At 51.9% G+C, this 23,611-nt stretch carries 23 protein-coding genes, 7 tRNA genes and 1 pseudogene; 11 read left to right on the top strand and 20 right to left on the bottom strand.

Annotated elements, in window-relative coordinates:
• Positions 1–159: 159 nt before the first annotated feature.
• The 7 genes from L3K52_07035 to L3K52_07005 all read left to right on the top strand — a co-directional run bounded on the left by L3K52_07035 (position 160) and on the right by L3K52_07005 (position 5,282).
• Positions 160–1,410, top strand: a complete 1,251-nt coding sequence (locus tag L3K52_07035; protein UOG93473.1) for a transglycosylase SLT domain-containing protein — start codon at positions 160–162, stop codon at positions 1,408–1,410.
• A complete protein-coding gene (locus tag L3K52_07030; protein UOG93472.1) occupies positions 1,407–2,024 on the top strand; it encodes an FHA domain-containing protein in 618 nt (205 codons plus the stop codon). Before L3K52_07035 ends, L3K52_07030 begins: the two co-directional genes overlap by 4 nt.
• On the top strand, positions 1,993–2,619 hold the full coding sequence (locus tag L3K52_07025; GenBank protein UOG93471.1) for a 5-formyltetrahydrofolate cyclo-ligase: 627 nt from the start codon (positions 1,993–1,995) through the stop codon (positions 2,617–2,619). Before L3K52_07030 ends, L3K52_07025 begins: the two co-directional genes overlap by 32 nt.
• 70 nt (positions 2,620–2,689) lie before the next feature.
• On the top strand, positions 2,690–3,199 hold the full coding sequence (locus L3K52_07020; GenBank protein UOG93470.1) for a hypothetical protein: 510 nt from the start codon (positions 2,690–2,692) through the stop codon (positions 3,197–3,199).
• A gap of 86 nt (positions 3,200–3,285) precedes the next feature.
• Positions 3,286–3,888: a hypothetical protein gene (locus L3K52_07015; GenBank protein ID UOG93469.1), complete on the top strand. Its 603-nt coding sequence runs from the start codon at positions 3,286–3,288 to the stop codon at positions 3,886–3,888.
• Between the two features lie 76 nt (positions 3,889–3,964).
• Positions 3,965–4,825, top strand: coding sequence for a 23S rRNA (adenine(2030)-N(6))-methyltransferase RlmJ (rlmJ, locus tag L3K52_07010; protein ID UOG93468.1), 861 nt, complete (start codon positions 3,965–3,967; stop codon positions 4,823–4,825).
• A gap of 4 nt (positions 4,826–4,829) precedes the next feature.
• On the top strand, positions 4,830–5,282 hold the full coding sequence (locus L3K52_07005; GenBank protein UOG93467.1) for an EVE domain-containing protein: 453 nt from the start codon (positions 4,830–4,832) through the stop codon (positions 5,280–5,282).
• A gap of 3 nt (positions 5,283–5,285) precedes the next feature.
• Here L3K52_07005 and L3K52_07000 read toward each other — a convergent pair whose 3' ends face one another.
• The 19 genes from L3K52_07000 to L3K52_06910 all read right to left on the bottom strand — a co-directional run bounded on the left by L3K52_07000 (position 5,286) and on the right by L3K52_06910 (position 20,341).
• Complete coding sequence (locus L3K52_07000; GenBank protein UOG93466.1) at positions 5,286–5,927, bottom strand: hypothetical protein; 642 nt, start codon at positions 5,925–5,927, stop codon at positions 5,286–5,288.
• A gap of 209 nt (positions 5,928–6,136) precedes the next feature.
• Complete coding sequence (locus tag L3K52_06995; protein UOG93465.1) at positions 6,137–6,736, bottom strand: hypothetical protein; 600 nt, start codon at positions 6,734–6,736, stop codon at positions 6,137–6,139.
• A gap of 3 nt (positions 6,737–6,739) precedes the next feature.
• Positions 6,740–8,023, bottom strand: coding sequence for a tRNA (N(6)-L-threonylcarbamoyladenosine(37)-C(2))-methylthiotransferase MtaB (gene mtaB / locus L3K52_06990; GenBank protein ID UOG93464.1), 1,284 nt, complete (start codon positions 8,021–8,023; stop codon positions 6,740–6,742).
• Between the two features lie 8 nt (positions 8,024–8,031).
• Complete coding sequence (locus tag L3K52_06985) at positions 8,032–9,912, bottom strand: SurA N-terminal domain-containing protein (GenBank protein UOG93463.1); 1,881 nt, start codon at positions 9,910–9,912, stop codon at positions 8,032–8,034.
• 113 nt (positions 9,913–10,025) lie between these two features.
• Positions 10,026–10,102 (bottom strand) — tRNA-Asp (locus L3K52_06980).
• 68 nt (positions 10,103–10,170) lie between these two features.
• Positions 10,171–10,247, bottom strand: a tRNA-Asp gene (locus L3K52_06975).
• 22 nt (positions 10,248–10,269) lie between these two features.
• Positions 10,270–10,345: transfer RNA gene (locus tag L3K52_06970), tRNA-Val, on the bottom strand.
• A gap of 18 nt (positions 10,346–10,363) precedes the next feature.
• A complete protein-coding gene (locus L3K52_06965; protein ID UOG93462.1) occupies positions 10,364–10,636 on the bottom strand; it encodes an HU family DNA-binding protein in 273 nt (90 codons plus the stop codon).
• 176 nt (positions 10,637–10,812) lie between these two features.
• On the bottom strand, positions 10,813–13,233 hold the full coding sequence (gene lon, locus L3K52_06960) for an endopeptidase La (GenBank protein ID UOG93461.1): 2,421 nt from the start codon (positions 13,231–13,233) through the stop codon (positions 10,813–10,815).
• A gap of 70 nt (positions 13,234–13,303) precedes the next feature.
• Entirely contained in the window at positions 13,304–14,590 is a 1,287-nt protein-coding gene (gene clpX / locus L3K52_06955) for an ATP-dependent Clp protease ATP-binding subunit ClpX (GenBank protein ID UOG93460.1), read from the bottom strand.
• 250 nt (positions 14,591–14,840) lie between these two features.
• On the bottom strand, positions 14,841–15,455 hold the full coding sequence (clpP, locus tag L3K52_06950) for an ATP-dependent Clp endopeptidase proteolytic subunit ClpP (protein UOG93459.1): 615 nt from the start codon (positions 15,453–15,455) through the stop codon (positions 14,841–14,843).
• Between the two features lie 29 nt (positions 15,456–15,484).
• Positions 15,485–16,792 (bottom strand): trigger factor, encoded by a 1,308-nt coding sequence (tig, locus tag L3K52_06945; GenBank protein ID UOG93458.1) that lies wholly within the window; start codon positions 16,790–16,792, stop codon positions 15,485–15,487.
• A gap of 71 nt (positions 16,793–16,863) precedes the next feature.
• Positions 16,864–16,948 (bottom strand) — tRNA-Leu (locus L3K52_06940).
• 106 nt (positions 16,949–17,054) lie between these two features.
• Positions 17,055–17,130: transfer RNA gene (locus L3K52_06935), tRNA-His, on the bottom strand.
• Positions 17,131–17,161: 31 nt separating this feature from the next.
• Positions 17,162–17,237 (bottom strand) — tRNA-Arg (locus tag L3K52_06930).
• Positions 17,238–17,255: 18 nt separating this feature from the next.
• A tRNA-Pro gene (locus L3K52_06925) sits at positions 17,256–17,332 on the bottom strand.
• 94 nt (positions 17,333–17,426) lie between these two features.
• Positions 17,427–18,281 (bottom strand): ABC transporter ATP-binding protein, encoded by an 855-nt coding sequence (locus L3K52_06920; GenBank protein ID UOG93457.1) that lies wholly within the window; start codon positions 18,279–18,281, stop codon positions 17,427–17,429.
• Positions 18,282–18,288: 7 nt separating this feature from the next.
• On the bottom strand, positions 18,289–19,056 hold the full coding sequence (gene ntrB / locus L3K52_06915; protein ID UOG93456.1) for a nitrate ABC transporter permease: 768 nt from the start codon (positions 19,054–19,056) through the stop codon (positions 18,289–18,291).
• A gap of 10 nt (positions 19,057–19,066) precedes the next feature.
• The gene (locus L3K52_06910) at positions 19,067–20,341 is read right to left on the bottom strand and encodes an ABC transporter substrate-binding protein (protein UOG93455.1); all 1,275 of its coding nucleotides are present in this window, start codon (positions 20,339–20,341) and stop codon (positions 19,067–19,069) included.
• Between the two features lie 383 nt (positions 20,342–20,724).
• Here L3K52_06910 and L3K52_06905 point away from each other — a divergent pair, with 383 nt between their 5' ends.
• Genes L3K52_06905 through L3K52_06890 form a run of 4 tightly spaced genes read left to right on the top strand, consistent with a single transcriptional unit; the run spans position 20,725 to position 22,675 of the window.
• A complete protein-coding gene (locus L3K52_06905; protein UOG93454.1) occupies positions 20,725–21,069 on the top strand; it encodes a UPF0175 family protein in 345 nt (114 codons plus the stop codon).
• The gene (locus L3K52_06900; GenBank protein UOG93453.1) at positions 21,054–21,542 is read left to right on the top strand and encodes a DUF3368 domain-containing protein; all 489 of its coding nucleotides are present in this window, start codon (positions 21,054–21,056) and stop codon (positions 21,540–21,542) included. The genes L3K52_06905 and L3K52_06900 overlap by 16 nt, the downstream gene beginning before the upstream one ends.
• 7 nt (positions 21,543–21,549) lie before the next feature.
• Positions 21,550–22,149: a glutathione S-transferase gene (locus tag L3K52_06895; GenBank protein UOG93452.1), complete on the top strand. Its 600-nt coding sequence runs from the start codon at positions 21,550–21,552 to the stop codon at positions 22,147–22,149.
• A 16-nt stretch (positions 22,150–22,165) separates the two neighbouring features.
• Positions 22,166–22,675: a methylated-DNA--[protein]-cysteine S-methyltransferase gene (locus tag L3K52_06890; protein UOG93451.1), complete on the top strand. Its 510-nt coding sequence runs from the start codon at positions 22,166–22,168 to the stop codon at positions 22,673–22,675.
• Here L3K52_06890 and L3K52_06885 read toward each other — a convergent pair.
• Positions 22,651–23,246: pseudogene (locus L3K52_06885) on the bottom strand (LysR substrate-binding domain-containing protein). The gene L3K52_06890 and the pseudogene L3K52_06885 overlap by 25 nt on opposite strands.
• Positions 23,247–23,611: the final 365 nt, after the last annotated feature.

The raw sequence follows: 23,611 nt of genomic DNA, 5'->3' as shown, positions 1-23,611 counted from the left end.
TATATTCGCAACAGACAAGACTAATCAGAAAAAATTATGAGAGTATTCAGTTACTCGACTGCTATCGTGTATACCATTATAACGACGAATCAAGAGCAACATAAGAACAACAAGGTCAATGGGGTTTTAAACATGATAATAATAAATAAGCAGACGCTGATGGCAGCGTCTATCCTAGCACTGTTTACCGGCACCGGCTGCTCCAACACCCTAGGCAAAGCGGAACAGGCCAGCCAACAACCGACGCTACGCAAAGCCGCTTTACACACATCCAATCTTGCTAACGCGCAACCACAAAAGCCGACCTTGGATGAAGATTTCGATACCTGGGAACGGGTATTTCGGGGTTTCCAGCTCAGCGATCAATACAGCAAACACCCGCAGGTGCAACGCTTTGTTAATTATTACGGGCGCAATCCGGCACAATTAAACCTACTCTCCGAACGCGCCAGCGTGTTCCTGCACATGATCGTACACGAAGTGGAACGCCGTGGAATGCCCAACGAATTGGCACTGCTGCCTTTTGTGGAAAGCGCCTTCGACGCGGACGTATTTTCTCATGCCGGTGCAGCGGGTCTGTGGCAATTTATCCCCGATACCGGGCGACGCTACGGCTTACAGCAAGCGAAATCCTACGATGCCCGCATGGATCCGTTTGCCGCCACCGGCGCGGCATTGACGTATTTGCAAAAACTTAATGATGATTTCAACGGTGATTGGTTATTGGCACTCGCCGCTTACAATTGCGGTGAAAACCGGGTGCAACGTGAAATTGACCGCAACCGCGCCAAAGGCTTGCCCACCACGTTTTGGCATTTGTCATTGCCCAAAGAAACCCGTGAATACGTACCGCGTTTGCTGGCCTTCAAAGAGTTGATTGGCAATGCGCCGCGTTACGGCATTACGCTGCCAAAAACGCCGAATCAAGCCCGTTTAGCGCAATTGCACATCGACAAGCCGGTGGATTTACGCCAAGCCGCCTTACAAGCCGGTTTGGAAGCTGACACCTTATTGAATTTAAACCCGTGTTTCCGCAGCGGCGTGACGACTCCGCAATATTCCAACCGCATTGTGCTGCCGCGCCAATACGCCCAGCAACTGATGACCGTGATTGATGCTTTGCCTGCTGCCAGTCGCCCGGTGTATGCCAGCGCCCCGGCGAGCGGTTACAACAACTTGGCGACCACCCGCATTGGCAAAAAATCCAGTAAAATTGCCAAAGCCAAAACGAAAACCAGCGCCAAAGTGCATACCGTGCGCCGGGGTGACACCTTGCAATCCATTGCCCAGCGTCACGGCACGTCCGTACAAACCTTGATGAAACGTAACAGCAAACGCAGCTCCAAATTAAAAGTGGGCGAGCGTTTGGAGGTGATTGCAGCGACCGAGGGAGCGATTGGCCACTCATGAGCGAACTAATTGTCATGTTTGATAAACAAATTCTCAAACGCCTTGCGGTAAAAAAAACCAGCATTACCTTTGGGCGGCATGGCAAATCCGACATTGCGCTACCCGACCGCACCATCAGCAATAACCACGCGCGAATTACCGTGGTGCGCGATGATTGCTTTTTGGAAGATTTGCAAAGCACCAACGGCACTTACGTCAACCAACAACAGATTGACCGCCATTTGCTGACAGATGGCGACATCATTGGTTTGGGGAAATACCAAGTGGTGTTCCGTACTGATCAGGGCTTAGCGGTGCAACTCAAACGCCTCAGCATCCACCCCAAACTGATGGATTCAAGTTACACGGCCTGGCTGCAAGTGCTGGATGGCGGCAAGTCTGGGTACATTATCCCCTTAAAAGCCGAACGTTTGGTGCTGGGCAATCAAACGACGGGGCAAATCGTCATTGAGTGCTCTCCCCAAGGGCAGTATATTACGCGGGAAACGGGGACGATGAATAACCACCGTACCCGCACGTTGGTCGCTGGCGATACCCTGCGAGTAGAAGAAACCAGCTTCCAATTTTGCCTGAAGGATCCTGATGCCAGTAATCTCGACGCCCCTCCCCACTAAGCCTAATTCCATCTTGCGGCGTAGCATTCAACGCCGCCGCGCGGCTCTGCCTCAAGCGCTACACACACAATTTTCCGCCCAAGCCGTCCGCCATTTGACCGCGCAACGCCTGTTTTGTAACGCGCGGCACATTGCGTTGTATTTACCCGTAAGAGGAGAAGCCGACCCCCGCACTGTGCGCAAACACGCCTTGCCGCACCAACGTTTTTATTTGCCGGTGTTATCGCCTTTCAAAGATGGAAGACTGTGGTTTGTACGCTGGGATGCCAATACCCGGTTTCGCTTGAATCGCTTTCGCATCCCCGAACCTTACCCGCGTTACCGTGAGGCCAGACCAGCCGCTTGGCTGGATTTGGTCATTACACCCTTGGTTGCTTTCGATCATACTGGTACGCGCATGGGCATGGGTGGTGGTTTTTATGACCGAACTTTTGGCTTCAAACGCACCCGACTTTGCGGCAAACGCCCCTATCTGTGCGGCTTCGCTTATGGCTTTCAGCAAGTCGATCATTTGATACGCCAGCCGTGGGATGTGCCGCTGGATGCCGTCAGTTCTGAACGGAGTTTTTTTCATTTCGACACTGGCATATATTAGAATATACTGATATAGTGTTTGCATGGTCAGGTTCAACCTGATATGACATAACCGCATAGGAGACATTGAGATGAAAAAATTATTAATCGGTTTAAGCCTGTTGGCTTTCTCGGCTGGCGCAAGCGCTAACGACTTCTTTGGTGGCAACAACGGCGAATGGAAAATGGGTCCGCAAGGCCCTTACTACGAAGAAAGTGATTTTCCAGAATGGACGCCAATGTACTGGATGGAAGAAATGATGGACAGCTTCGACAGCGAAGATGGCTATGGCGGTGGTGATGAAGGCTTCATGGGTGGTATGCCATTCATGGGCAACAATAGCAATATGCCGTTCATGGGCAACAATAACAACTACCCAATGATGGCGCCGCAAATGGGTATGCCAATGGGCACGCCGATGATGGCTCCACAAATGGGTATGCCAATGGGCGCTCCAATGATGGCTCCACAAGGTATGCCGATGGGCGCTCCAATGATGGCTCCACAAGGTGTGCCAATGGGCGCTCCAATGATGGCGCCGCCGCCGATGCCAGCAATGCCAACTGCTCCGGGCGCAACCCCAGGCCCTTCTGCTAAATAATTTTAGCCAAAGCAGTTATACTAAGCAGGTCGGTTTATCCGGCCTGTTTTCGTATTAGCATGACAAAATACACTAGGAGCGACTCCATGAAAAAAATGATTGTAAGCATCCTCTTGGCAGGCATCGCAGGCAATGCCAATGCAGGCGGCTGGGGCTTTGACAACTTCGATATGAATCCCAATATGAATTGGGGCAATAACCAATCATGGGGCAACAGCCCCGGCAATGGTTTCAATATGGGCAATAGCCCGTCATGGGGAGGTGGCCCGAATATGGGATGGGGAAATGGCTCGACCATGCCGTTTAACTGGAATAATCGCCCATCATGGGGTAACACTAATCCTTGGAACAATGGCATGAACATGCCCTTCAACTGGAACAACGGCCCCTCATGGAATGGCGCTAATATGCCGTTCAACTGGAACAATGGTCCGAGTTTTCCCGGCATGGGCTGGAGCAATAACACCCAACCCCGCTATGCACGCCCAATGGCACCGTTTGGAATGCAACCCGGCATGAACAACAATTTGCCACCGTTCATGATTCCGCCAATGCCGCCGGTAGCGCCGACCGCACCTAGCGTCATGCCAGAAACATCAACAACTGCGCCCGCGACCGATACTGCATCACCCGCAGCGACGCCAGCACCAGCGACAACGACAACCACTCCAGGGCCTGTCACCCAGTAATCACTTGGTAGGGGCGAACAATGATTCGCCCCCCACCTGCTGTATCTCGCCTCGAAACTGTCACGGAACGACCAACTTGCTAAGCTATCGACACGCTTTCCACGCAGGCAACCACGCGGATGTCCTCAAACACTTAGTATTGGTGTCAACGCTGGAATACTACTTACGCAAAGATAAACCCTTCTGGTACATCGACACCCATGCTGGCAGCGGCTTATACCAACTCCGCAGCGCGGCAGCCCAAAAAACCCGCGAATTTGCCCAAGGCATCCAAACCCTGTGGGAAGCGTCCAATGTGCCGGACGAACTGCAAGTTTATCTGCAACAAATCCGCTCGCTCAATCCCAGCACAACACTGAACCATTACCCCGGTTCACCTTGGTTAGCCGCCAATTTACTGCGCAACGCTGACCAATTACGCCTCTTTGAATTGCACCCCAGCGATTTCAGCGCACTGAACCAAAATTTAGGCGACGACAAGCGCGTTCACATTAGCAAACAAGACGGTTTGCAAGGCTTACTCGGCTTATTGCCCCCGATTACACGCCGTGCCGTCACACTCATCGACCCGTCTTACGAACTCAAAACCGACTATAACGACGTAATCAGCACCCTTAGCAAAGCCCACCAACGCTTTGCAACTGGCACTTACTTGCTGTGGTATCCGGTAATTGAACGCCAGCGCGTCAAACAAATGGCAGCAGCTTTGCAACAAACGGGGATCGCAGGCATTTTGCAACTCGAATTTTGCCCCTTAACCGATAGCATTGGAATGGGCATGACGGGCAGCGGCTTATTCATCATCAACCCACCTTGGTTACTCGCCGGACAAATGCAAACATTGCTACCTTGGCTTAACCAGCAGATGGCACAGGGCAACGGACACTTCACCGTCGCTTACATCACCCCCGAAAAAAATACCGGAAGCAAAGGATAACCCCATGCAATACTGGCTGATGAAATCAGAACCCGATGTATTCGGTATTGATGACTTACAGAAAGTAGGCATCGAACCGTGGGATGGTGTGCGCAATTACCAAGCTCGCAATATGCTGCGCGACCAAATGCAAATCGGTGATCAGGTATTTTTCTACCATTCCAATTGCGACGTTCCCGGCATCGTCGGTATCGCCAAGATCGCCACTCAAGGCTACCCCGATGACACCGCTTTTAACCCGGAAGCAAAATACTTCGACCCCAAGAGTGACCCACAAAAACCACGCTGGTATCGAGTCGATGTGCAATTCGTGCGCAAACTAACCCGAACCATCAGCTTATACGAAATGCGGGAACAAGCTGCTTTGCAAGACATGCCGCTAGTGCGTAAGGGCTGCCGCCTATCGGTCATGCCAGTAAGCGCAACCGAGTGGCAAACGATTCTCGACTTAGAATAAACCTCAGGGTTTATCCTCAGCCCCCGGTCGACACGCGGCTGCTCCTGGCCCAAAGAGTGGACAAAAATCCTTGGGCATCTCAGCGTTTGGTGCTGGCGCGGGTGCGTCAGGTAATGATTTTTCAGCGGGTTTTATTGCCGCTGGGGGAGCTTCTGGTACTTTGGGCGACTCATTGAAACGTGACAAGCGCAAATCATGAAACACCCGCTTCGCCTCCCAATAATCTTTTTGATATTGATGGCGCGTTAGTAAAGCCTGTTTGGTATCGGCATCCACCTTTAACGTTTCCACGCGTTCATCCATCAAACGCAGTTGGGTAAGAAGCGCATCCGCTTGACTGACTAAGCGTGCGTGTTTGGCGTATTCTTCAACCCCGACTTTCTCTTGCATCTCAAATTCACGTGCTAAGGTCGTTAAATGTTGCGCTTCTTGCGTGTAGGCGAGAGGCAATATCGCAGTCGGCATGGCAGGTACGTCATTTTCCAGCACCGTCGGCTCGTGAGACTCACGGGACAAATAGAACAATAATACAGCAGCAAGTGCAATACTAAATAACAACACAGGCAAAACAACCCGCAATAAACCTTCCAATTTTTCAATAAGGGACGGCTCAGGCAGGTCTTGTTTAATGACTAATTTTGGCATGGGGCATTCCACTTCATTGATACGACCATTCACAACAGTGCGATGCCAACATAACAGCTCTTTATTGAGTTATACCAGTAACCGACTGACGAAATGGTGTTTTTTGCTTGTATACGGGCACAATCACTATATAAGCTTGAATAGTAAATGAATGCAATAGAAATGAACAAAGCCAACAAGGAAGTTGGCTTTTTGACTAAAATATAATCTTATATGGCTTGTTCGTTCGCGGGAGGCGTAACGGGAGGTGGCGGCGTCGTTGGGGGAACGGTCAGCTCTTGTTTCAACTGATCCACGCCTTGTTTCAAACTCTTGTTTAACTCTTGTACGCTGTCAGACAACGCTTTATCCAAATCTTGCAGACCGTTTTCCATGAAGGTATTTAGTTGATCAGCCACTGCGCCCATTGCGCCGCTGACCATCGAACCCATGGTTTTTTGCACATCGACTTGCCACACATCTTTATTGCGGATTAACACCGTGCGTAACGGTATCGTCATATCGCCTTTTTCACCGCTATGCAGCACCGTTGCCACTTCAGCAGTCGTGCCATCCACCTTGATTTCACCCGTCTCGAAACGCTTGGCGGCAACACTTTTACTGGTAAGAAATTGCAAATATTGCGCACTCTCCCACGTTGTCAGATTTTTAGCCGTATCCATGTCTTCCGCCAGCACCGCCTGCCAAAACTTATCGGCAACTTCACGCGCTTGTTGCGACTCCGAAGAGAAAATGCACCCAGACAGCAACACGCTGGCTATGAGTAAATAAAAACCCAAAAAATAGATTTTATAGCTGTTAACGTTCATCGCTCACACCCTCCCTTCAAGAACACCCGCTTCAAGCACACCTGTCAGCATCGTCGGCTTAATGGTATTTTCCAGTATCTCATGGTTTGCTACCGCGACGGTCACTTTGCTGTAATTAGGGGTATAGCCGGTGTAAATCTGCTGTCCGGCGTCACCAGCGCGACCGTACTCCCACAATACCGGCACCGTATGACCCACTTGTTGCGTCAGCCACTGCTGCTTCAAACGTTCGCCCATTGCGTGCAAGGTTTGGCTACGGGCTTTCTTCAGCGGTTCAGCCACTTGGTTTGGCAAACCCGCTGCTTTTGTTCCCGTGCGGATTGAATAGGTGAAAATATGCAGGTGTCCAAAGCCCACCGACTCCACATACGCCAGCGTTTGCTCCCATTCCTCAGCGGTTTCCCCCGGAAATCCAACGATAATATCGGTGGTCACGTTGAAACCCGGCACACTGCGCCGCGCTTCAGCCACCAATTGCGCAAACTCGGCGGTCTTGCAACGCCGTGCCATGCGCCGCAACACCGTATCTGCGCCACTTTGCAAGGGCAAATGCATGTGTGGCATTAAGCGTGGATTGGCAAAAAGTGCGAAAAAATCATCCGGCAAATCCCACGGCTCGACCGAAGCAAAGCGAATACGCGGCATATCGGTTTCACGCAAAATGGCTTGCACGAGCGCATACAATGAGGTGCCCGTATCGCTGCCATAGCCGCCAACATGCACCCCAGCCAACACGACTTCCTGAATGCTTTGCTGATGCAATGTATTGATTTCTGAAACAATGTCGGCTTCAGTACGGCTGCGCTCATCGCCACGCGCCACCGTCACAATGCAAAACGTGCAACGGTAGCGGCAACCATCTTGAATTTTGATAAAAGCGCGGTGGCGCCCACGCAAAAACAACGGCGATTCCCCCGGCTCACTCGCCATCGCAGGCATCACCGGCAGGGAAAATTGTTGCATCACCGTTTGGGGAAGTTGGTCTTTTTCGGTATTGGGTACGACTAAATCCACACCCAACGTTTGGGCGACTTCATCCGCTTGCAGGCTGGCATAACAACCGCTAACCACCAATTTAGCGGCAGGGTTTTCGCGGTAAAGGCGGTGCATGAGACGACGTGATTTGCCGGATGCCTCATGCGTTACCGCACAAGTATTCAGCACTAACACGTCAGCATCGGGCGCGTTGGGGACAATTTCATGCCCCTCTGCACGGAATTGCTGCGACCATTGTTCCAATTCCGCCTCATTTAGACGGCATCCCAACGCTTTCAGATGGACTTTCATGTACCTACTTACAAATTCTCAGGGTGAGTTTCAACATCGGCAGCATCGCGCAAACCTTTCAGGAACGCTTCCAATTCACGCCCGCCGGTGCTTTGGCTGTAAACGGCTTCAGCATCCGCACCCAAAGCAGCGTCACCGGCTTTAACCGATTTCAGCGCAACAATAGCGTAATCCCCATTGCCTAAGGCAACGCTGCCCCACGTGGATTTGCCTGCTGCCGGATGCGTCATGGCAAATGCCTGTTGCACAATCTCAGGCGACAGTTTTGCATCAGTACGTCCAATCAAGCCTGTTTTTTCGACCGCTGTTTCCACACCAAGGCCAGAGGCTGTCAACGCTGCCCAGGATTGCGCGGTGGTCAACTGTTTTAACAATTCCTCACCTTTTTGCGCCGTCAACTTGCGGGCTTCCTGCGCCAGCAACGCAGTACGAATCTCTTCACGCACCGTATCCAGCGGTTTCTGTGCCGCAGGTTCATGGTTAACCACGCGAATCACCACCGCATTGCCATCTTCCAACTCCAATACCTCGGAGTTTTTGCCAGACTTCAACACGTCTTCACTGAAGGCCGCCGCACGTACTTTGTCGTTCGCGGCAATGCCCTGCCCTTGCACCGGCGTAATCCAGTCGGTTTGTTGCACAGTCAAACCCGTTTCCTTAGCAGCGGGTGCAAGATCACCGTCTTGCTCATACGCAATCCGCCCCAGCACTTCGCCCTTGTCGAGGAAGGCTTGTTCGGCTTGTTCCTTGCGATAATCGGCCTCCACTGCGGCACGGGATTCTTCAAACGTTTTTGGCTGTGCCGGTTTAATTTCAGTCACACGGATAATTTCATAACCGGCTTCGGTTTTTACCGGCTTCGAGGTTTCACCCGCATTGAGGGCAAATACCGCCTTTTCAAACTCAGCGCCCCAGTCACCCGCCACAATTGCCCCCATCTGCCCGTCTTTTTCGGCGGCAATTTTGTCATCGGAATCAGCGCGGGCAATCGCCTCAAAGGTGCGCGTCCCGGCTTGGATTTCGGCATACAGTGCATCAATACGCTTTTTAGCATCGGCGTCTTTGGCGGGATCATCAACCCCGACCAAAATATGGCTAACCATACGTTGTTCTGGTTGCGCGTAGGTATCCGCATTCGTCTCAAACCACGTTTTCAACGCCGCCTCGTCCACGCTCACTTGTGCGGCAAGGTCATCGCGTTTGAGTTCCACATACGCCAATTGCGCCCGCTCATCGGTCATATAAGACGCTTTGTTTTGCTCATAATACTGGGCAATCTGCTCATCGGTAACTTGCACTTGCGTCTGAAAATCTGCCAGCTTCAAGGTGAAGATTTCCAACTCACGTTGCTGATTGCGCAGGACTTGGTATTGTTCCGCTTCTGATTTCGGCAAGAAAGCCGTTGCCAGCACCGCATTGCGCAACTGCTGTAGGGAAAGATCAGTACGCACCTGCATTTCAAACTCAGCAGGGTCACGCCGCTGCATTTTCAGGAAGTTTTCGTAAGTCGCTTTATCGAACTTCCCATCTTTTTGAAATACCGGGATAGCAGCAATGGCATCAGCCACTTCCTGATTACTCGCACGGTAGCCACCATCACGAATGGTTTGCTGGACTAAGGTTTGGTTAATGACGGATTCCAGCGCGTTACTTTTGAGCGCATCATCCATGCCTTCTGGCAATTGTCCACCGAATTGCTGCTTCAATTGCACCAGCGCATTTTGTACGGCTTGCACCGGGATGTCTTCACCGTTGACAACCGCTGCAACGCGCTTGTCTCCCCCTTGCAAATAGTCGTAGATCCCGGTCAGTGCGAAGGGAACGATAATGACGCCTACGATAACATAGGCAATCCAGCCTTTGGCTTTGTCATGAATTGATTGCAGCATGGTCTTTTACGTTTTTGTGTGTAATGTTGATTAATGAACAATTAATGCGCACGCCCCACGCACGCAAGATCGCCATCATACAGGAAGAAAGGGGGGGATGAAATGGAAAAAGTTGGCGGAGCGGACGGGACTCGAACCCGCGACCCCCGGCGTGACAGGCCGGTATTCTAACCAACTGAACTACCGCTCCGCGATGTTGTGTTGAACAACTTGAAACAAACAAAAAGGATGCTGCTTGAGCATCCTTTCATAAATAGTTGGCGGAGCGGACGGGACTCGAACCCGCGACCCCCGGCGTGACAGGCCGGTATTCTAACCAACTGAACTACCGCTCCGCGATAAAAACTGTGATGAAGATGGTGGGTAGTGAGGGGCTCGAACCCCCGACATTCGCCTTGTAAGGGCGACGCTCTACCAACTGAGCTAACTACCCGTCGTTCATCAGAGGTCGCTACTGTACAGTATCTTTTAGGGCTTTACCAGCCTTAAATGAAGGAATTTTAGCAGCAGCGATAGAAATTGTTTCACCAGTACGCGGATTACGCCCAGAACGTGCCTGACGCTCACGCACAAGGAACGTACCAAAGCCAACCAGAGCCACTTGGTCGCCTTTTGCCATCGACTCGCTGATGACTTCAATAAATGCCTTGAACGCTTTATCGGTATCAATTTTAGTCAAACCGGACTTCTCTGCTACTGCATCAATCAATTCTGCTTTATTCATAGAACTTTCCTTATGAATTCATTATAGGGGAAAACTGAAACACTCCTGCCACTTCGCGGTCAGCAGAGCCACCCATGCGGATACGCCCGCTAGTTATACCAGCGCTATCTAAAATATGTCAACAAAATGACGGACTTCAGATGCACAGAAACATTTCAGCCTCCAGTGTAGACACGTTAATGCGGTCTCGCCGGAGTAATTTCCTCCTCCTCAGACGCCACCACCGGCGCTGCGGCGGGCGCTTCGGCATCATCATCCAAATCTTCGTCGTCAGCCAGTGGAATTGGCGCGTGTTCCAACGCCAACGCTAATACTTCGTCAATCCACTTCACAGGACGAATTTCCAAACCTTTTTTCACATTATCTGGCACCTCTGCCAAATCTTTTTCATTTTCTCGAGGAATCAATACCAACTTGATACCACCACGGTGTGCCGCTAACAACTTCTCTTTCAGCCCGCCAATTGGTAACACCTCGCCACGCAAGGTGATTTCACCCGTCATTGCCACATCAGCACGCACAGGGATGCGCGTCATGGCGGATACCATCGCTGTTACCATGCCGATACCCGCGCTAGGGCCGTCTTTAGGGGTTGCACCTTCTGGCACGTGGATATGGACATTGTTCTTACGCAATGATCTGCGTGTAATCCCCAAACTACGCGCCCGACTTTTGACCACAGTCTCAGCGGCGTGGATAGACTCTTTCATCACCTCGCCTAGGCGCCCGGTGCTTTTGATCATGCCATTGCCCGGCAACAAGGCACTTTCAATGGTCAGCAAATCACCACCAACCGAAGTCCACGCCAAGCCTGTCACCTGACCCACTTGGTTAACTTTGTCCGCGCGTCCAAAATCGAAACGTTTCACGCCAAGGTATTTCTCAATGTTACGCGGGGTAACAGAGCTCTTCTTCTTGTCAGTTAATAGATGCTCTTTGACGGCTTTGCGGCATAACTTGGAGATTTCACGATCCAGATTACGCACCCCGGCTTCACGGGTGTAATGCCGAATAATGTCCATCACCGCGCTATCGCTAATGGTCAGCTCGCCTTTTTTCAAGCCGTTTGCCTTGATCTGCTTTGGAACCAAGTAATTTTTGGCAATGCTGAGTTTTTCATCCTCGGTATAACCCGGAATGCGGATGACCTCCATGCGATCCAACAACGGCCCTGGAATGTGCATACTGTTGGAAGTCGCCACGAACATCACATCCGACAAGTCGAAATCCACTTCCATGTAATGGTCGGCGAAGGTGTGGTTTTGTTCCGGGTCTAATACCTCTAACAGCGCCGACGACGGATCACCGCGAAAATCGGTGGCCATTTTGTCAATTTCATCCAGCAAGAACAGCGGGTTGCGCGTGCCTACTTTGGTCAAATTCTGAAGAATTTTACCGGGTAATGAACCGATATAGGTGCGCCGATGCCCGCGAATTTCGGCTTCATCGCGTACTCCGCCCAATGCCATCCGCGTAAATTTACGCCCAGTCGCACGCGCAATGGATTGCCCTAAGGAGGTTTTACCCACCCCCGGCGGCCCTACCAAGCACAGAATTGGGCCTTTGATCTTTTTGACGCGCTGCTGCACCGCAAGGAATTCGAGGATACGTTCTTTGACTTCTTCCAAGCCGTAATGGTCTTCGTTGAGCACCTTTTCGGCATCAGGCAGGTTGTTATTAACTTTGGATTTTTTCTTCCAGGGCAAATTGACCAGCGCGTCGATGTAGTTGCGTACCACCGTGGCTTCCGCTGACATCGGCGACATCATTTTGAGTTTTTTCAACTCGGCGTCGGCTTTGTCTTTGGCTTCCTTGGGCATACCGGCTGCTTCGACTTTGCGCAGCAACTCTTCCATTTCATTAGGCGCAGCATCGTCCATTTCACCCAGTTCTTTCTGGATGGCTTTAATTTGCTCGTTGAGGTAATACTCGCGCTGGCTGCGTTCCATCTGTTGCTTGACGCGCCCCCGAATCTTTTTCTCGACTTGCAGCAAGTCGATTTCACCTTCCACCAACTCCATCAGGTATTGAATGCGCTCTTCGACGTCAAGCATTTCCAACACTTTCTGTTTTTCCGCAATCTTCAAACCCAGATGCGCGGCAATGGTATCCGCCAAACGTACCGGATCATCAATGCTGGATAAGGAAGAGAGAATTTCTGGTGGAACTTTTTTATTCAGTTTGACGTATTGTTCAAACAAGCTCACCAAAGAACGGCTCAGCACATCAATTTTGCGGCTGTCAGCGGAAACCGAAGCAGCTACTTTAACCCGTGCAGCGGAAAAATCACCGTCATTATCAATCGCGATAATTTCCGCACGCTCCAGCCCTTCCACCAATACTTTCAGCGTGCCATCCGGCAGCTTCAGCAATTGCAAAATGGTGGCAAGCGTCCCCATGGTGTGCACATCATCTAACTCAGGGGCATCCACTTCGGCGCTTTTTTGAGCAACCAACAGGATTTGCTTGTTGCTATCCATCGCCATGTCCAAGGCTTGGATGGACTTGTTACGCCCGACAAACAAGGGGATCACCATGTGTGGGTAAACCACAACATCACGCAACGGTAAAACGGGAACGATGATTGATTCAGCCATAATAAGTACTCACTGTGGCAGATAGGGAGGGTGGCGTACCGAGGCAGACACCTCGGTACGCCAACAAATGTTATTCGCCTGCGGCTAATTGCTGCTGCGGCTCGACATTTTCATAGATCAGATACGGTTGGGATTCGCCTTTGACGACGGAATCATCCACCACCACCTTGCTGACGTTCTGCTCGGATGGCAGGTCGTACATGGTATCCAGCAAGATTTTTTCCATAATAGAGCGCAAACCACGCGCCCCGGTTTTGCGCTCCATCGCTTTACGTGCAATCGAATGCAGCGCATCATCGCGGAAGACCAATTCTGCGCCTTCCATCTCAAACAGCTTGGCGTATTGCTTGGTCAAGGCATTGCGCGGTTCGGTGAGAATTTGCACCAATGCCGTTTCATCCAGCTCTTCCAAGGTGGCAATAACTGGCAAACGCCCCACAAATTCTGGAATCAAACCGTAATGCACCAAGTCTTCGGCCTCGATGTCTTTGATAACTTCACCGAAACTGCGGCTTTCTTCCGGTGATTTCACCTTGGCAGAAAAGCCAATGCTGCCCTTTTCGGTACGGCGGCGGATGACTTTATCCATACCGGAAAACGCACCGCCCACAATGAACAGGATATTGCGGGTATCAACCTGCAAGAATTCTTGCTGCGGGTGTTTACGCCCACCTTGCGGGGGTACAGAGGCTACCGTGCCTTCGATCAACTTCAGCAGGGCTTGCTGCACGCCTTCGCCCGACACATCACGGGTAATGGAAGGGTTATCGGCTTTGCGCGAAATCTTGTCGATTTCGTCGATATAGACAATGCCCGTCTGCGCTTTTTCGACATCGTAATCGCATTTTTGCAGCAATTTCTGGATGATGTTTTCCACATCCTCGCCCACATAACCGGCTTCGGTCAGGGTCGTGGCATCCGCAATCGTGAACGGTACATTCAGCAAGCGTGCTAACGTTTCCGCCAGCAAGGTTTTACCGCTACCCGTTGGGCCAATTAGCAAAATGTTGCTTTTTGCCAGTTCGACTTCATCCTTGCCGCCACCTTTTTTGTACAAGCGCTTATAGTGGTTATAAACCGCTACTGAAAGCACGCGCTTTGCTAATTCCTGACCAATCACGTATTCATCAAGGTTGCCTTTGATCTCACGCGGCGTCGGCAGGGAAGATTGTTCATCAGACCCTTGCGCGGTGTGCATTTCCTCTTGAATGATGTCATTACACAAATCCACACATTCATCACAAATGAACACCGAAGGGCCAGCGATCAGCTTGCGCACTTCGTGCTGGCTTTTTCCGCAGAAAGAGCAATACAGCAGCTTGCCGCTATCGTGATCGCCTCTTCTATCTTTACTCATCAGAACCTCTATCCTGTGCCGCTTCACGACACATCAACGATGTAAACCAAAGGACTATGTTGTGTCCGTATGACTGCTTTCAAGCTATATTATTCTAATAAACTTGTCTTGTTACAAGAATACTCGCCTTTTACAAGTATTTTATGCTTCTTTTGCTAAAAAATACCTGTCCAGACACGAAAACAGCCTGTAAAGACAGGCTGTTTTCTGACAAATGGCTATATAGATCGGACTTTAATCCGACAATCCATCACGTGCGAACTGTCAAGACCTCATCAATCAAGCCGTATTCACGCGCCTGCATCGCATCCATAAAGTTATCCCGATCCGTGTCTTGCTCAATACGCTCAACCGTTTGCCCGGTATGACCCGCCAATACCTTGTTTAAAACCTCACGCATTTTGAGAATTTCACGCGCTTGGATTTCAATATCAGAAGCTTGTCCACGCGAGCCACCCGACGGCTGGTGAATCATAACGCGCGAATGTGGCAGTGCGAAACGCTTGCCCTTCTCACCCGCTGCCAATAACACCGCGCCCATGCTGGCGGCTTGACCGATACACAAGGTGCTGACTTGTGGCTTGATAAACTTCATGGTGTCGTAAATCGCCATGCCTGCGGTAATCACCCCACCCGGTGAGTTGATATACAGGTGAATATCTTTCTCAGGGTTTTCGGATTCGAGGAACAGCAACTGTGCCACAATCAGATTAGCCATGTAATCTTCGACTTCACCCACACAGAAAATGACCCGTTCCCGCAGCAAGCGCGAGTAAATGTCAAAGGCGCGTTCGCCACGAGCAGATTGCTCGATAACCATTGGCACGCCAACAGCGCGTGGTTCAATCGGGTTTATTCCAAACATTACAACCTACCTTTATCTGTTTACGGGACTCAGGCTTGTGCCTGTTCCGGCTTTTTGGGGTTCATGACGCTATCGAAGTCGCGGGTTTCGTCGTTGACGGTGGCCTTTTCCATCACCCATTCAACGATCATTTCTTCCATTACCGCTGCTTCGATGGTCTGCATGGCTTGACGGTTGCCACGGTAGTAGTCTTTCAGCGCTTGCGGGTCTTCGTAGCTGGCAGCCACGGTTTCCAACATTGCCTCAACCCGTGCCGGGTCGCGTTGCAGGCTGTGTTGGCGAATCACTTCACCCACAATCAAACCCAACTTCACGCGGCGCTCTGCTTGCGGCGCAAACAACTCGTCGGGGATATTATCCGCCGGAGAGCCAGTGTTTTGCGAGAACTCATCACGAACGTAGCGGATTTCTTCCGTCACCAGTGACTTGGGAATATCAATAGCGTGCAATTCCGCCAAACCGTCCATCACCTGCTGCTTGAGCTGGGTTTTGATGGCGGTATCGAGTTCACGCTGCATATTCTTTTTGATTTCAGCACGGAAATCATCGACAGAACCGCTTTCCACGCCGAATTTAGTGATGAAATCGGTATCAACTTCTGGCAGCACAGCAGCGCGAACTTGCTTCATGGTCAGCTTGAATTGTGCGGTTTTGCCTTTCAGATTTTCAGCGTGGTAAGTATCAGGGAAAGCCACATCAATGGTTTTCACGTCACCGGCTTTCATGCCAACCAGACCGTCTTCAAAGTCTTTCAACATGCGGCCTGCGCCGAGTTCGACCGAATAATCTTCGGCAGCACCGCCTTCAAAGGCTTCGCCATCGACAGAACCGTCGAAATCGACTTTTACCGTGTCGCCTACCGCAGCAGCGCGGTCAACTTCATTCCATTCTTGATTTTGCTTGCGGATGACATCAATCATCTTGTCGAGATCAGCGTCAGCAATGTCTGCGACCGGGCGAGTAATCGTCAGGGTTTCAACGCCTGCAATCACCACGTCGGGGTAAACTTGGAAACTCGCCACGAATTCGAGATCTTTACCGGCTTCCATCGTTTTCAGGTCGATTTCTGGCAAACCGGCGACACGCAATTTTTCTTGATTAGCGGCATCTTGGAAGGCAGAACCCAGCAATTTTTCCACGACTTCGTAACGCACGCCATCTTCATAGCGCTTTTTGACCACGCCAAACGGCACTTTTCCGGGGCGGAAACCGTCGATTTTAACGCGACCCATCATCCCTTTCAGGCGTTTTTCTACTTCTTGGTCGATTTTTTGGGCAGGAACTGCCACTGTCATTTTGCGGTCGATGTTACCGATTGTTTCGACAGAAAATTGCATGTAAAAACCTCGTTACGGGTCTGACATCCACCAATGCAGGGCAGATAATCATTAAAATCAAGGAGTTAAAGTGGTGCGAAAAGAGAGACTCGAACTCTCACGCCTTGCGGCGCTGGTACCTAAAACCAGTGCGTCTACCAATTCCGCCATTTTCGCATGTATCTATTGCGGATTCCGGTCAGCAAACCTTACCGAGAATCACGAAGGAGGCGATTATACACAGCCCTTTGACTTTTGCATAATATTTGAAGCGGGAAAAAAGTGGGGTGGCTGATGGGACTCGAACCCACGACCACCGGAATCACAATCCAGTGCTCTACCAACTGAGCTACAGTCACCACTGAAAACATTGTCTGCTGGGGGCATTAATGGCGCGCCCGGCAGGGCTCGAACCTGCAACCTACGGCTTAGAAGGCCGTTGCTCTATCCGTTGAGCTACGGGCGCAAGTAAGAGTTGAATTGTTGGTCGGAGTAGAGGGATTCGAACCCCCGACCACCTGTACCCAAAACAGGTGCGCTACCAGGCTGCGCTATACTCCGACGTTGAGAGGTAGAATACGTTGATTTCATTCCTCAATCAAGAGCGCGAACTATACGTAGCACACGCTTTTGCGTCAAGCCCTAAATGGGGTTTTTATGCAGCTTTTGCTGTCGCGGGTTTCAATTCCACCACATTATCACTGACGACCACCCCTGCTTCCTTGTGTGAGTGTTTCTCATACAAGAAACGCAACACGTCGGCACGATAATGGTTGTACGTAGGGTTATCCGCCAATGCCAGCCGATTGCGCGGGCGCGGCAAATCCACTTTCAGAATTTCCCCCACCGTCGCTGATGGCCCATTGGTCATCATCACAATTCGATCCGACAGCAACACCGCCTCATCCACATCATGCGTCACCATGATCACCGTCTTGTGAGTGGCGGCAGTGATTTTCATCAGCTCATCCTGCAAATGCGCACGGGTCAAAGCATCCAACGCACCGAATGGCTCATCCAGCAGCAACACTTTCGGATCCATCGCCAACGCCCGTGCAATCCCCACCCGCTGCTTCATCCCGCCGGAAATTTCATTCGGAAACTTATGTTCCGCATGAGTCAGCCCCACCATTGCCAAGGCTTCGTGGGTACGCTGCTTAAGCTGTGCCTTCTTTTCCGTCGCGCCAAACACCCGATCCACCGCGAGGTACACATTGTCAAAGCACGTCAGCCAAGGCAGCAACGAATGGTTCTGGAACACCACCGCCCTATCCGGCCCAGGCCCTTTGATTTCGCGGTCAGCACACAACGCCACCCCACTGGTATGGTTCAGCAACCCCGCCACGATATTCAGCACGGTCGATTTACCGCAGCCCGAATGCCCAATCAGGGTAATAAACTCGCCTGCCGCGATGTTCAAATTGACCTCTTGCAGCGCCTGAAACGGGCCTTTCTTGGTGTTAAACACCATATCGACGTGTTCAAGCTGCACGTATTTGCTGGAATCCATAACCACCTCACTCGGTTCGCAAACGGCTGGCAAGCAGCAACAAAAATTGTTCCAATAGCAGACCAATCAGCCCCACCACGAAAATCGCAATAATGATGTGTTCAACGTTCAAGTTGTTCCACTCATCCCACACCCAGAAACCCAAACCGACCCCGCCAGTCAGCATTTCCGCCGCCACGATCACCAACCACGCCACGCCAATAGCAAGCCGCACCCCGGTCATCACATACGGTAAGGTTGCAGGCAACAAAATCTTGGTAAACATCTTCCACGACGACAGATTCAACACCCGCGCCACATTGAGATAATCCTGCGGAATCCGCGACACCCCGACAGCGGTGTTAATAATCATCGGCCAGATCGACGAGATGAAAATCACCCAAATTGCCGCTGGCTCAGCCTTCTGAAACACCAGCAAGCCAATCGGCAACCACGCCAACGGCGACACCGGACGCAGCAAGCTAATAATCGGTGCGAGCATGTCGTTGAAAAACTTCACCCGCCCGATAATGAAACCCACCGGAATCCCCACCAATGCCGCCATGCCGAAACCAATCCCGACCCGCGCCAACGAATTGAGAATATTCCAACCAATGCCTTGATCATTCGGGCCATTTTGGTAAAACGGGTCTTTGAACAACTCCACGGCGGATGCCCATGTTGACACCGGCCCCGGCAATTGCGGGTTGGTGGCGGAAACTAGCGACCACAGCAGCACGAAGCCGAGCAGTCCTAGGAAGGGGGCTAGTAGCCCTAGTGAACGTTCTTTCCACATACGAAACTCCTTACACCTTGACCGCAAACCCATCTGCATACGCTTTCGGGTCTTTGCCATCCCATTTCACGCCGTCGATCAGCGTCGATTCGCGCATATCGCTGGCGGGGATGCTGACTTTCGCCAGTTCTGCCGCTTGCTTGTAGATGTCGATTTGGTTGACCTTTTTGGCGGTTTCCAAATAGTCAGGGTGATCTTTGAGCAAGCCCCAACGTTTGTGCTGGGTCAGGAACCACATGCCATCAGACAGGTACGGGAAGTTCACCGCGCCGTCGTTGCAGAACTTCATGTAGTTGTCGTCTTTCCAGGTTTTGCCGATGCCGTTGTCGTACTCGCCTTTCATGCGCCCTTCGATAACGCTGGCTTCGGTATTGACGTAGGCTTTGGCAGCAATCGCTTTGGCAACCTCAGGACGGTTTGCCATGTCGTCGATGTATTTGGAGGCTTCCAACACCGCAGCGGTCAAGGCACGCGCTGTATTCGGGTTGGCTTTCACCCACTCAGCGGTGGTGCCGAGGATTTTTTCCGGGTGATCTTTCCAGATGTCTTGCGAAGTCACGGCGGTAAAACCGATCTTGTCGGCAATCGCCCGCGCATTCCACGGTTCACCCACACAGAAGCCGTCCATATTGCCGATGCGCATATTCGCCACCATTTGCGGCGGCGGTACGGTGATGGTTTTCACGTCTTTCATCGGGTTTACGCCTAAACTGCCCAGCCAGTAGTAGAGCCACATGGCGTGCGTGCCGGTCGGGAAGGTTTGCGCAAAAGTATATTCACGCGGGTTGTCTTTCATGAATTTGGCAAGGGATGCGCCATCGGTCACGCCCTTCTCATGCAACTGGCTGGAAAGGCTGATCGCCTGCCCGTTATTGTTGATGGTCATCAGGTTTGCCATGTCTTTTTGGGGGCCACCGATACCCATTTGCACGCCGTAAACCAAGCCGTACAGCACATGCGCTGCATCCAATTCGCCGTTGGTGAGTTTGTCGCGTACCGCTGCCCATGACGCTTCTTTGGTCGGGGTAATGGTTAAGCCGTACTTTTTGTCGAAGCCTTTCAAGTTCGCCATCACCACGCTGGCGCAGTCGGTGAGCGGGATGAAACCGACATTGATATTGGGTTTTTCCGGTGCATCCGAACCCGCTGCCCATGCCGCATTGCGCACGCCCGCAGGCACCATTGTCATGATTGAACCCGCTGCCATCAGCAAGCCACTTTTCAGCAAGAAATCGCGGCGGCTAGGGTTGGTGACGGACGTATCCGGTTTTTTGGTATCGCTCATAAAAACCTCAAATTCATTTCGTGTAGACAAAAAAAAGCCCTGACGCGCCTGTTGGGGAGGAGGAACCAACAGGGGGTCAGGGCAGCTTTACCCAAATACCGTACTACATCGCACGGTTAGGAGGAGGAGTCACTTCAAATCGTTGCAGTCGCCGTTGACTGCTTGGTGATTACAATGCAAGGGGTGTGCCAAGTATAAAAATAACGGGTTGGTGACGAGTTTGGTGGGTTTCGCTGCTGCTCTACCCACCCTACGATTCATTAGAATGCACTTATGTTGTGCTTTTTTGGCTTGAATCGGGCGTAATTGGTGCAACCTCAGCATCATTCCCTTATAATCATCCTATCTCATCATCCTATCTCATCATCCTAGGAAACATAGGCATGAAAACCGTTAACGTCAGCAGCCTGAAAAACAACCCCAGCGAAGCCTTGCGCTACGCCCACGAAGATATGGTATTGGTCATGAACCGTGACCAACCCGACGCACTGATGATCGGGCTGAACCAAACCGGCGGAATGCTGGATATGCCCGGTGTACGCACCGCGTTAGCCACCTCGCTATTCAAAGACAGCGCATTATCACTGGCACGTTCCGCACGGCTGGCAAACATGGTGCTGGCAGATTTCATCGCACACGTTTCCCGGCTGGGCATTCCCGTCATTAACCAAACTGCCGCCGAAGCCAACCAAGACATGGACACGCTGGAACAATGGCTCGCGTTGTAATTGCCGATGCCAGCCCATTGATTGGGTTAGCCATTGTCGATGGCTTGCAATGGTTGCCGCACCTGTTCGGCGAAGTTTGGCTACCCGAAATCGTGTGCAATGAAGTATTACCGGGCAAACAAGCGCGTGGCGAAGCCGCTATACAAGCTGCGTTATCCGCTGGCTGGTTGCGAGTCTGGGAACACCCCTTCCCTGCCCTCACCGGGCTTGACCTCGACGAGGGGGAAAGTGCCTGCATCAGCCTTGCTTTGCATCATCCCGACCCCGTGCTGCTGATCATGGATGAACGTGCCGGACGCGCAGTCGCCTTGGAGAAAGGGCTAACCATCACCGGCACTGCCGCCATCATTGGCATGGCAAAACAGCGCGGCTTAATCCCTGCCGCCCGCCCAGTATTTGAAACCCTGCACCAAGCGGATTTTCGGATTGCCGCCGCCGTTATCCGCCAAATCTTGACGCGGATTGGAGAATAAACACGCGATGAAACTGTTCTACTCCCCCACCTCCCCCTACGCCCGCAAAGTGCGCATGGTCGCGATTGAAACCGGCTTAGCGTCGCAAATCGACGTGGTATCGGTCAACGTCGCGCAGGAACAACCCGAACTTTTCGCCGCCAACCCACTCGGCAAAGTTCCCGCATTAGTGCTGGCAAACGGCGAAGCCTTGTTCGATAGCCCGGTGATTTGCCGCTATCTCGACAGCCTCAGCGGTAACACCTTGCTTCCACCATCCGGCTGGCAACACTGGGAAATAGTGCGTTGGGAAGCCCTCGCCGACGGCGTGATGGATGCCGCCTACAACCGGGTGATGGAAGAACGCAGCCGCCCCGAACACGAGCGTTCCCCCGCCGCCATGACACGCTGGGAAACGGAAATCACCCGCACCTTGCAACACATCGAAACCTGCCTCGACAGCTTGGGCGAAGACCTCACACTGGCACATCTGGCATTGGGTGCAGCGATTGGCTATCTGGAATTCCGCTTGCCGCACCTGTTGCAAGCCGCCGCTTGCCCGCAAACGCTGGCTTGGTATGCGTCATTCCGTGAACGCCCTGCGATGCAAGCCACTCAACCCGCCTAACCACCAGAGGCACACCATGCGTATCGGTTTTGAAACGTGGGAATCGCCCGTCGGCACATTGACTATCGCCGCCACCGCTGAGGCGGTGTGTGCCGTCGCTTTCGACAGCAACTGGCAACATATCCGCACCGCTTTGGGTGAGGTGCAAGCGCACAGCAACGCCCTGACACGCGAAACCATCAGCCAGTTGCAGGCATATTTTGCCGGAACACGGCGCACCTTCGACTTACCGCTAAGCGTGCATGGCACAGATTTCCAGCAACGCACTTGGCAAGTGTTGCGCGACATTCCCTATGGCGAAACCCGCAGCTATTCCGAACAAGCGCAAATGATTGGACAACCGCAAGCAGTGCGGGCGATTGGGCATACCAACGGGCTGAACCCGATCAGCATTATCGTGCCGTGCCATCGGGTGATTGCCAAATCGGGCAAACTCGCGGGTTATGCGGGCGGGTTGGCGGCGAAGGCGGATTTGTTAGCGTTGGAAGGCTGTGAAGCAAATCACTGTACTACCGCTTTCCAATAATCAATCAAGGCGCGTAAGCTAGCGGAAAGTTGTTTGCGGCTGGGATAATACAGAAAGAAATCCGTATCAGTAGGGCAATAATCCGCCAATACTTGTACCAATTGTCTGCTTTGCACATCATCGGCGACCTGCTGTTCCAGCAAATACGCAAACCCCAACCCTTGCAACGCCGCTTCGTGCATCAGGTTGGAATCGTTCGCGGTTAACCTGCCCTGCACATCAACGGCGTAAGTCTCTTTATCCCGCGCAAACTCCCAGTGGTAAATTTCGCCATTGGGGAATCGCCGACGGATACATTCAAATTGCGTTAATTCCGGCGGCGTTTGGGGAATACCGTATTGCCCACAAAACGCGGGCGAAGCCACCACGACAAAGCGTTGTTTTTGCCCAACGGAATCGCCACCATGTCTTGCGGCAAGGTTTCCTGACAACGAATTCCCGCATCAAAACCGCTCGCTACAATGTCGAGCAAATGATCATCGCTAATCAGTTCCAATTGCACATCGGGGTAAGTTTCCAGAAAGCCAGCGAGTTTCGGCGCAAGCAGAAACCGTGCAGCATCCGGCGGCACACTCAAACGCAACGTGCCACGCGGTGTTTCCCTAAACGCATTAATACCATCAAGCGCGTCTTGAATGTCCCACAACGCAGGCTGCAAGCGTATCAATAATGCCTGCCCCACCCTGTTAACGCGACACTGCGCGTGGTGCGGTGGAATAAGCGCACGCCTAATTGCTCTTCGATATGGCCGAAGCGTGTGACTCAACGCGGAAGCCGACACGCCAATTCCAGCGCGGCTTTGCGGAAACTGCCATGTAAGGCAATGGCATGAAAGGCAGTCAAATCGGGCAAACTGGGACGACTCATTGTTGAGTTATTCTCACTAACGCATTTAGGATTATGCAGATTATCAAACAACCCAAGGTGCTGCATACT

Source organism: Candidatus Thiothrix sulfatifontis (assembly GCA_022828425.1).
GTDB classification, from domain to species: Bacteria; Pseudomonadota; Gammaproteobacteria; order Thiotrichales; family Thiotrichaceae; genus Thiothrix; species Thiothrix sulfatifontis.
The sequence above is the reverse complement of the archived record's forward strand: the minus strand, read 5'-3'. Positions and strand labels throughout refer to the sequence as shown.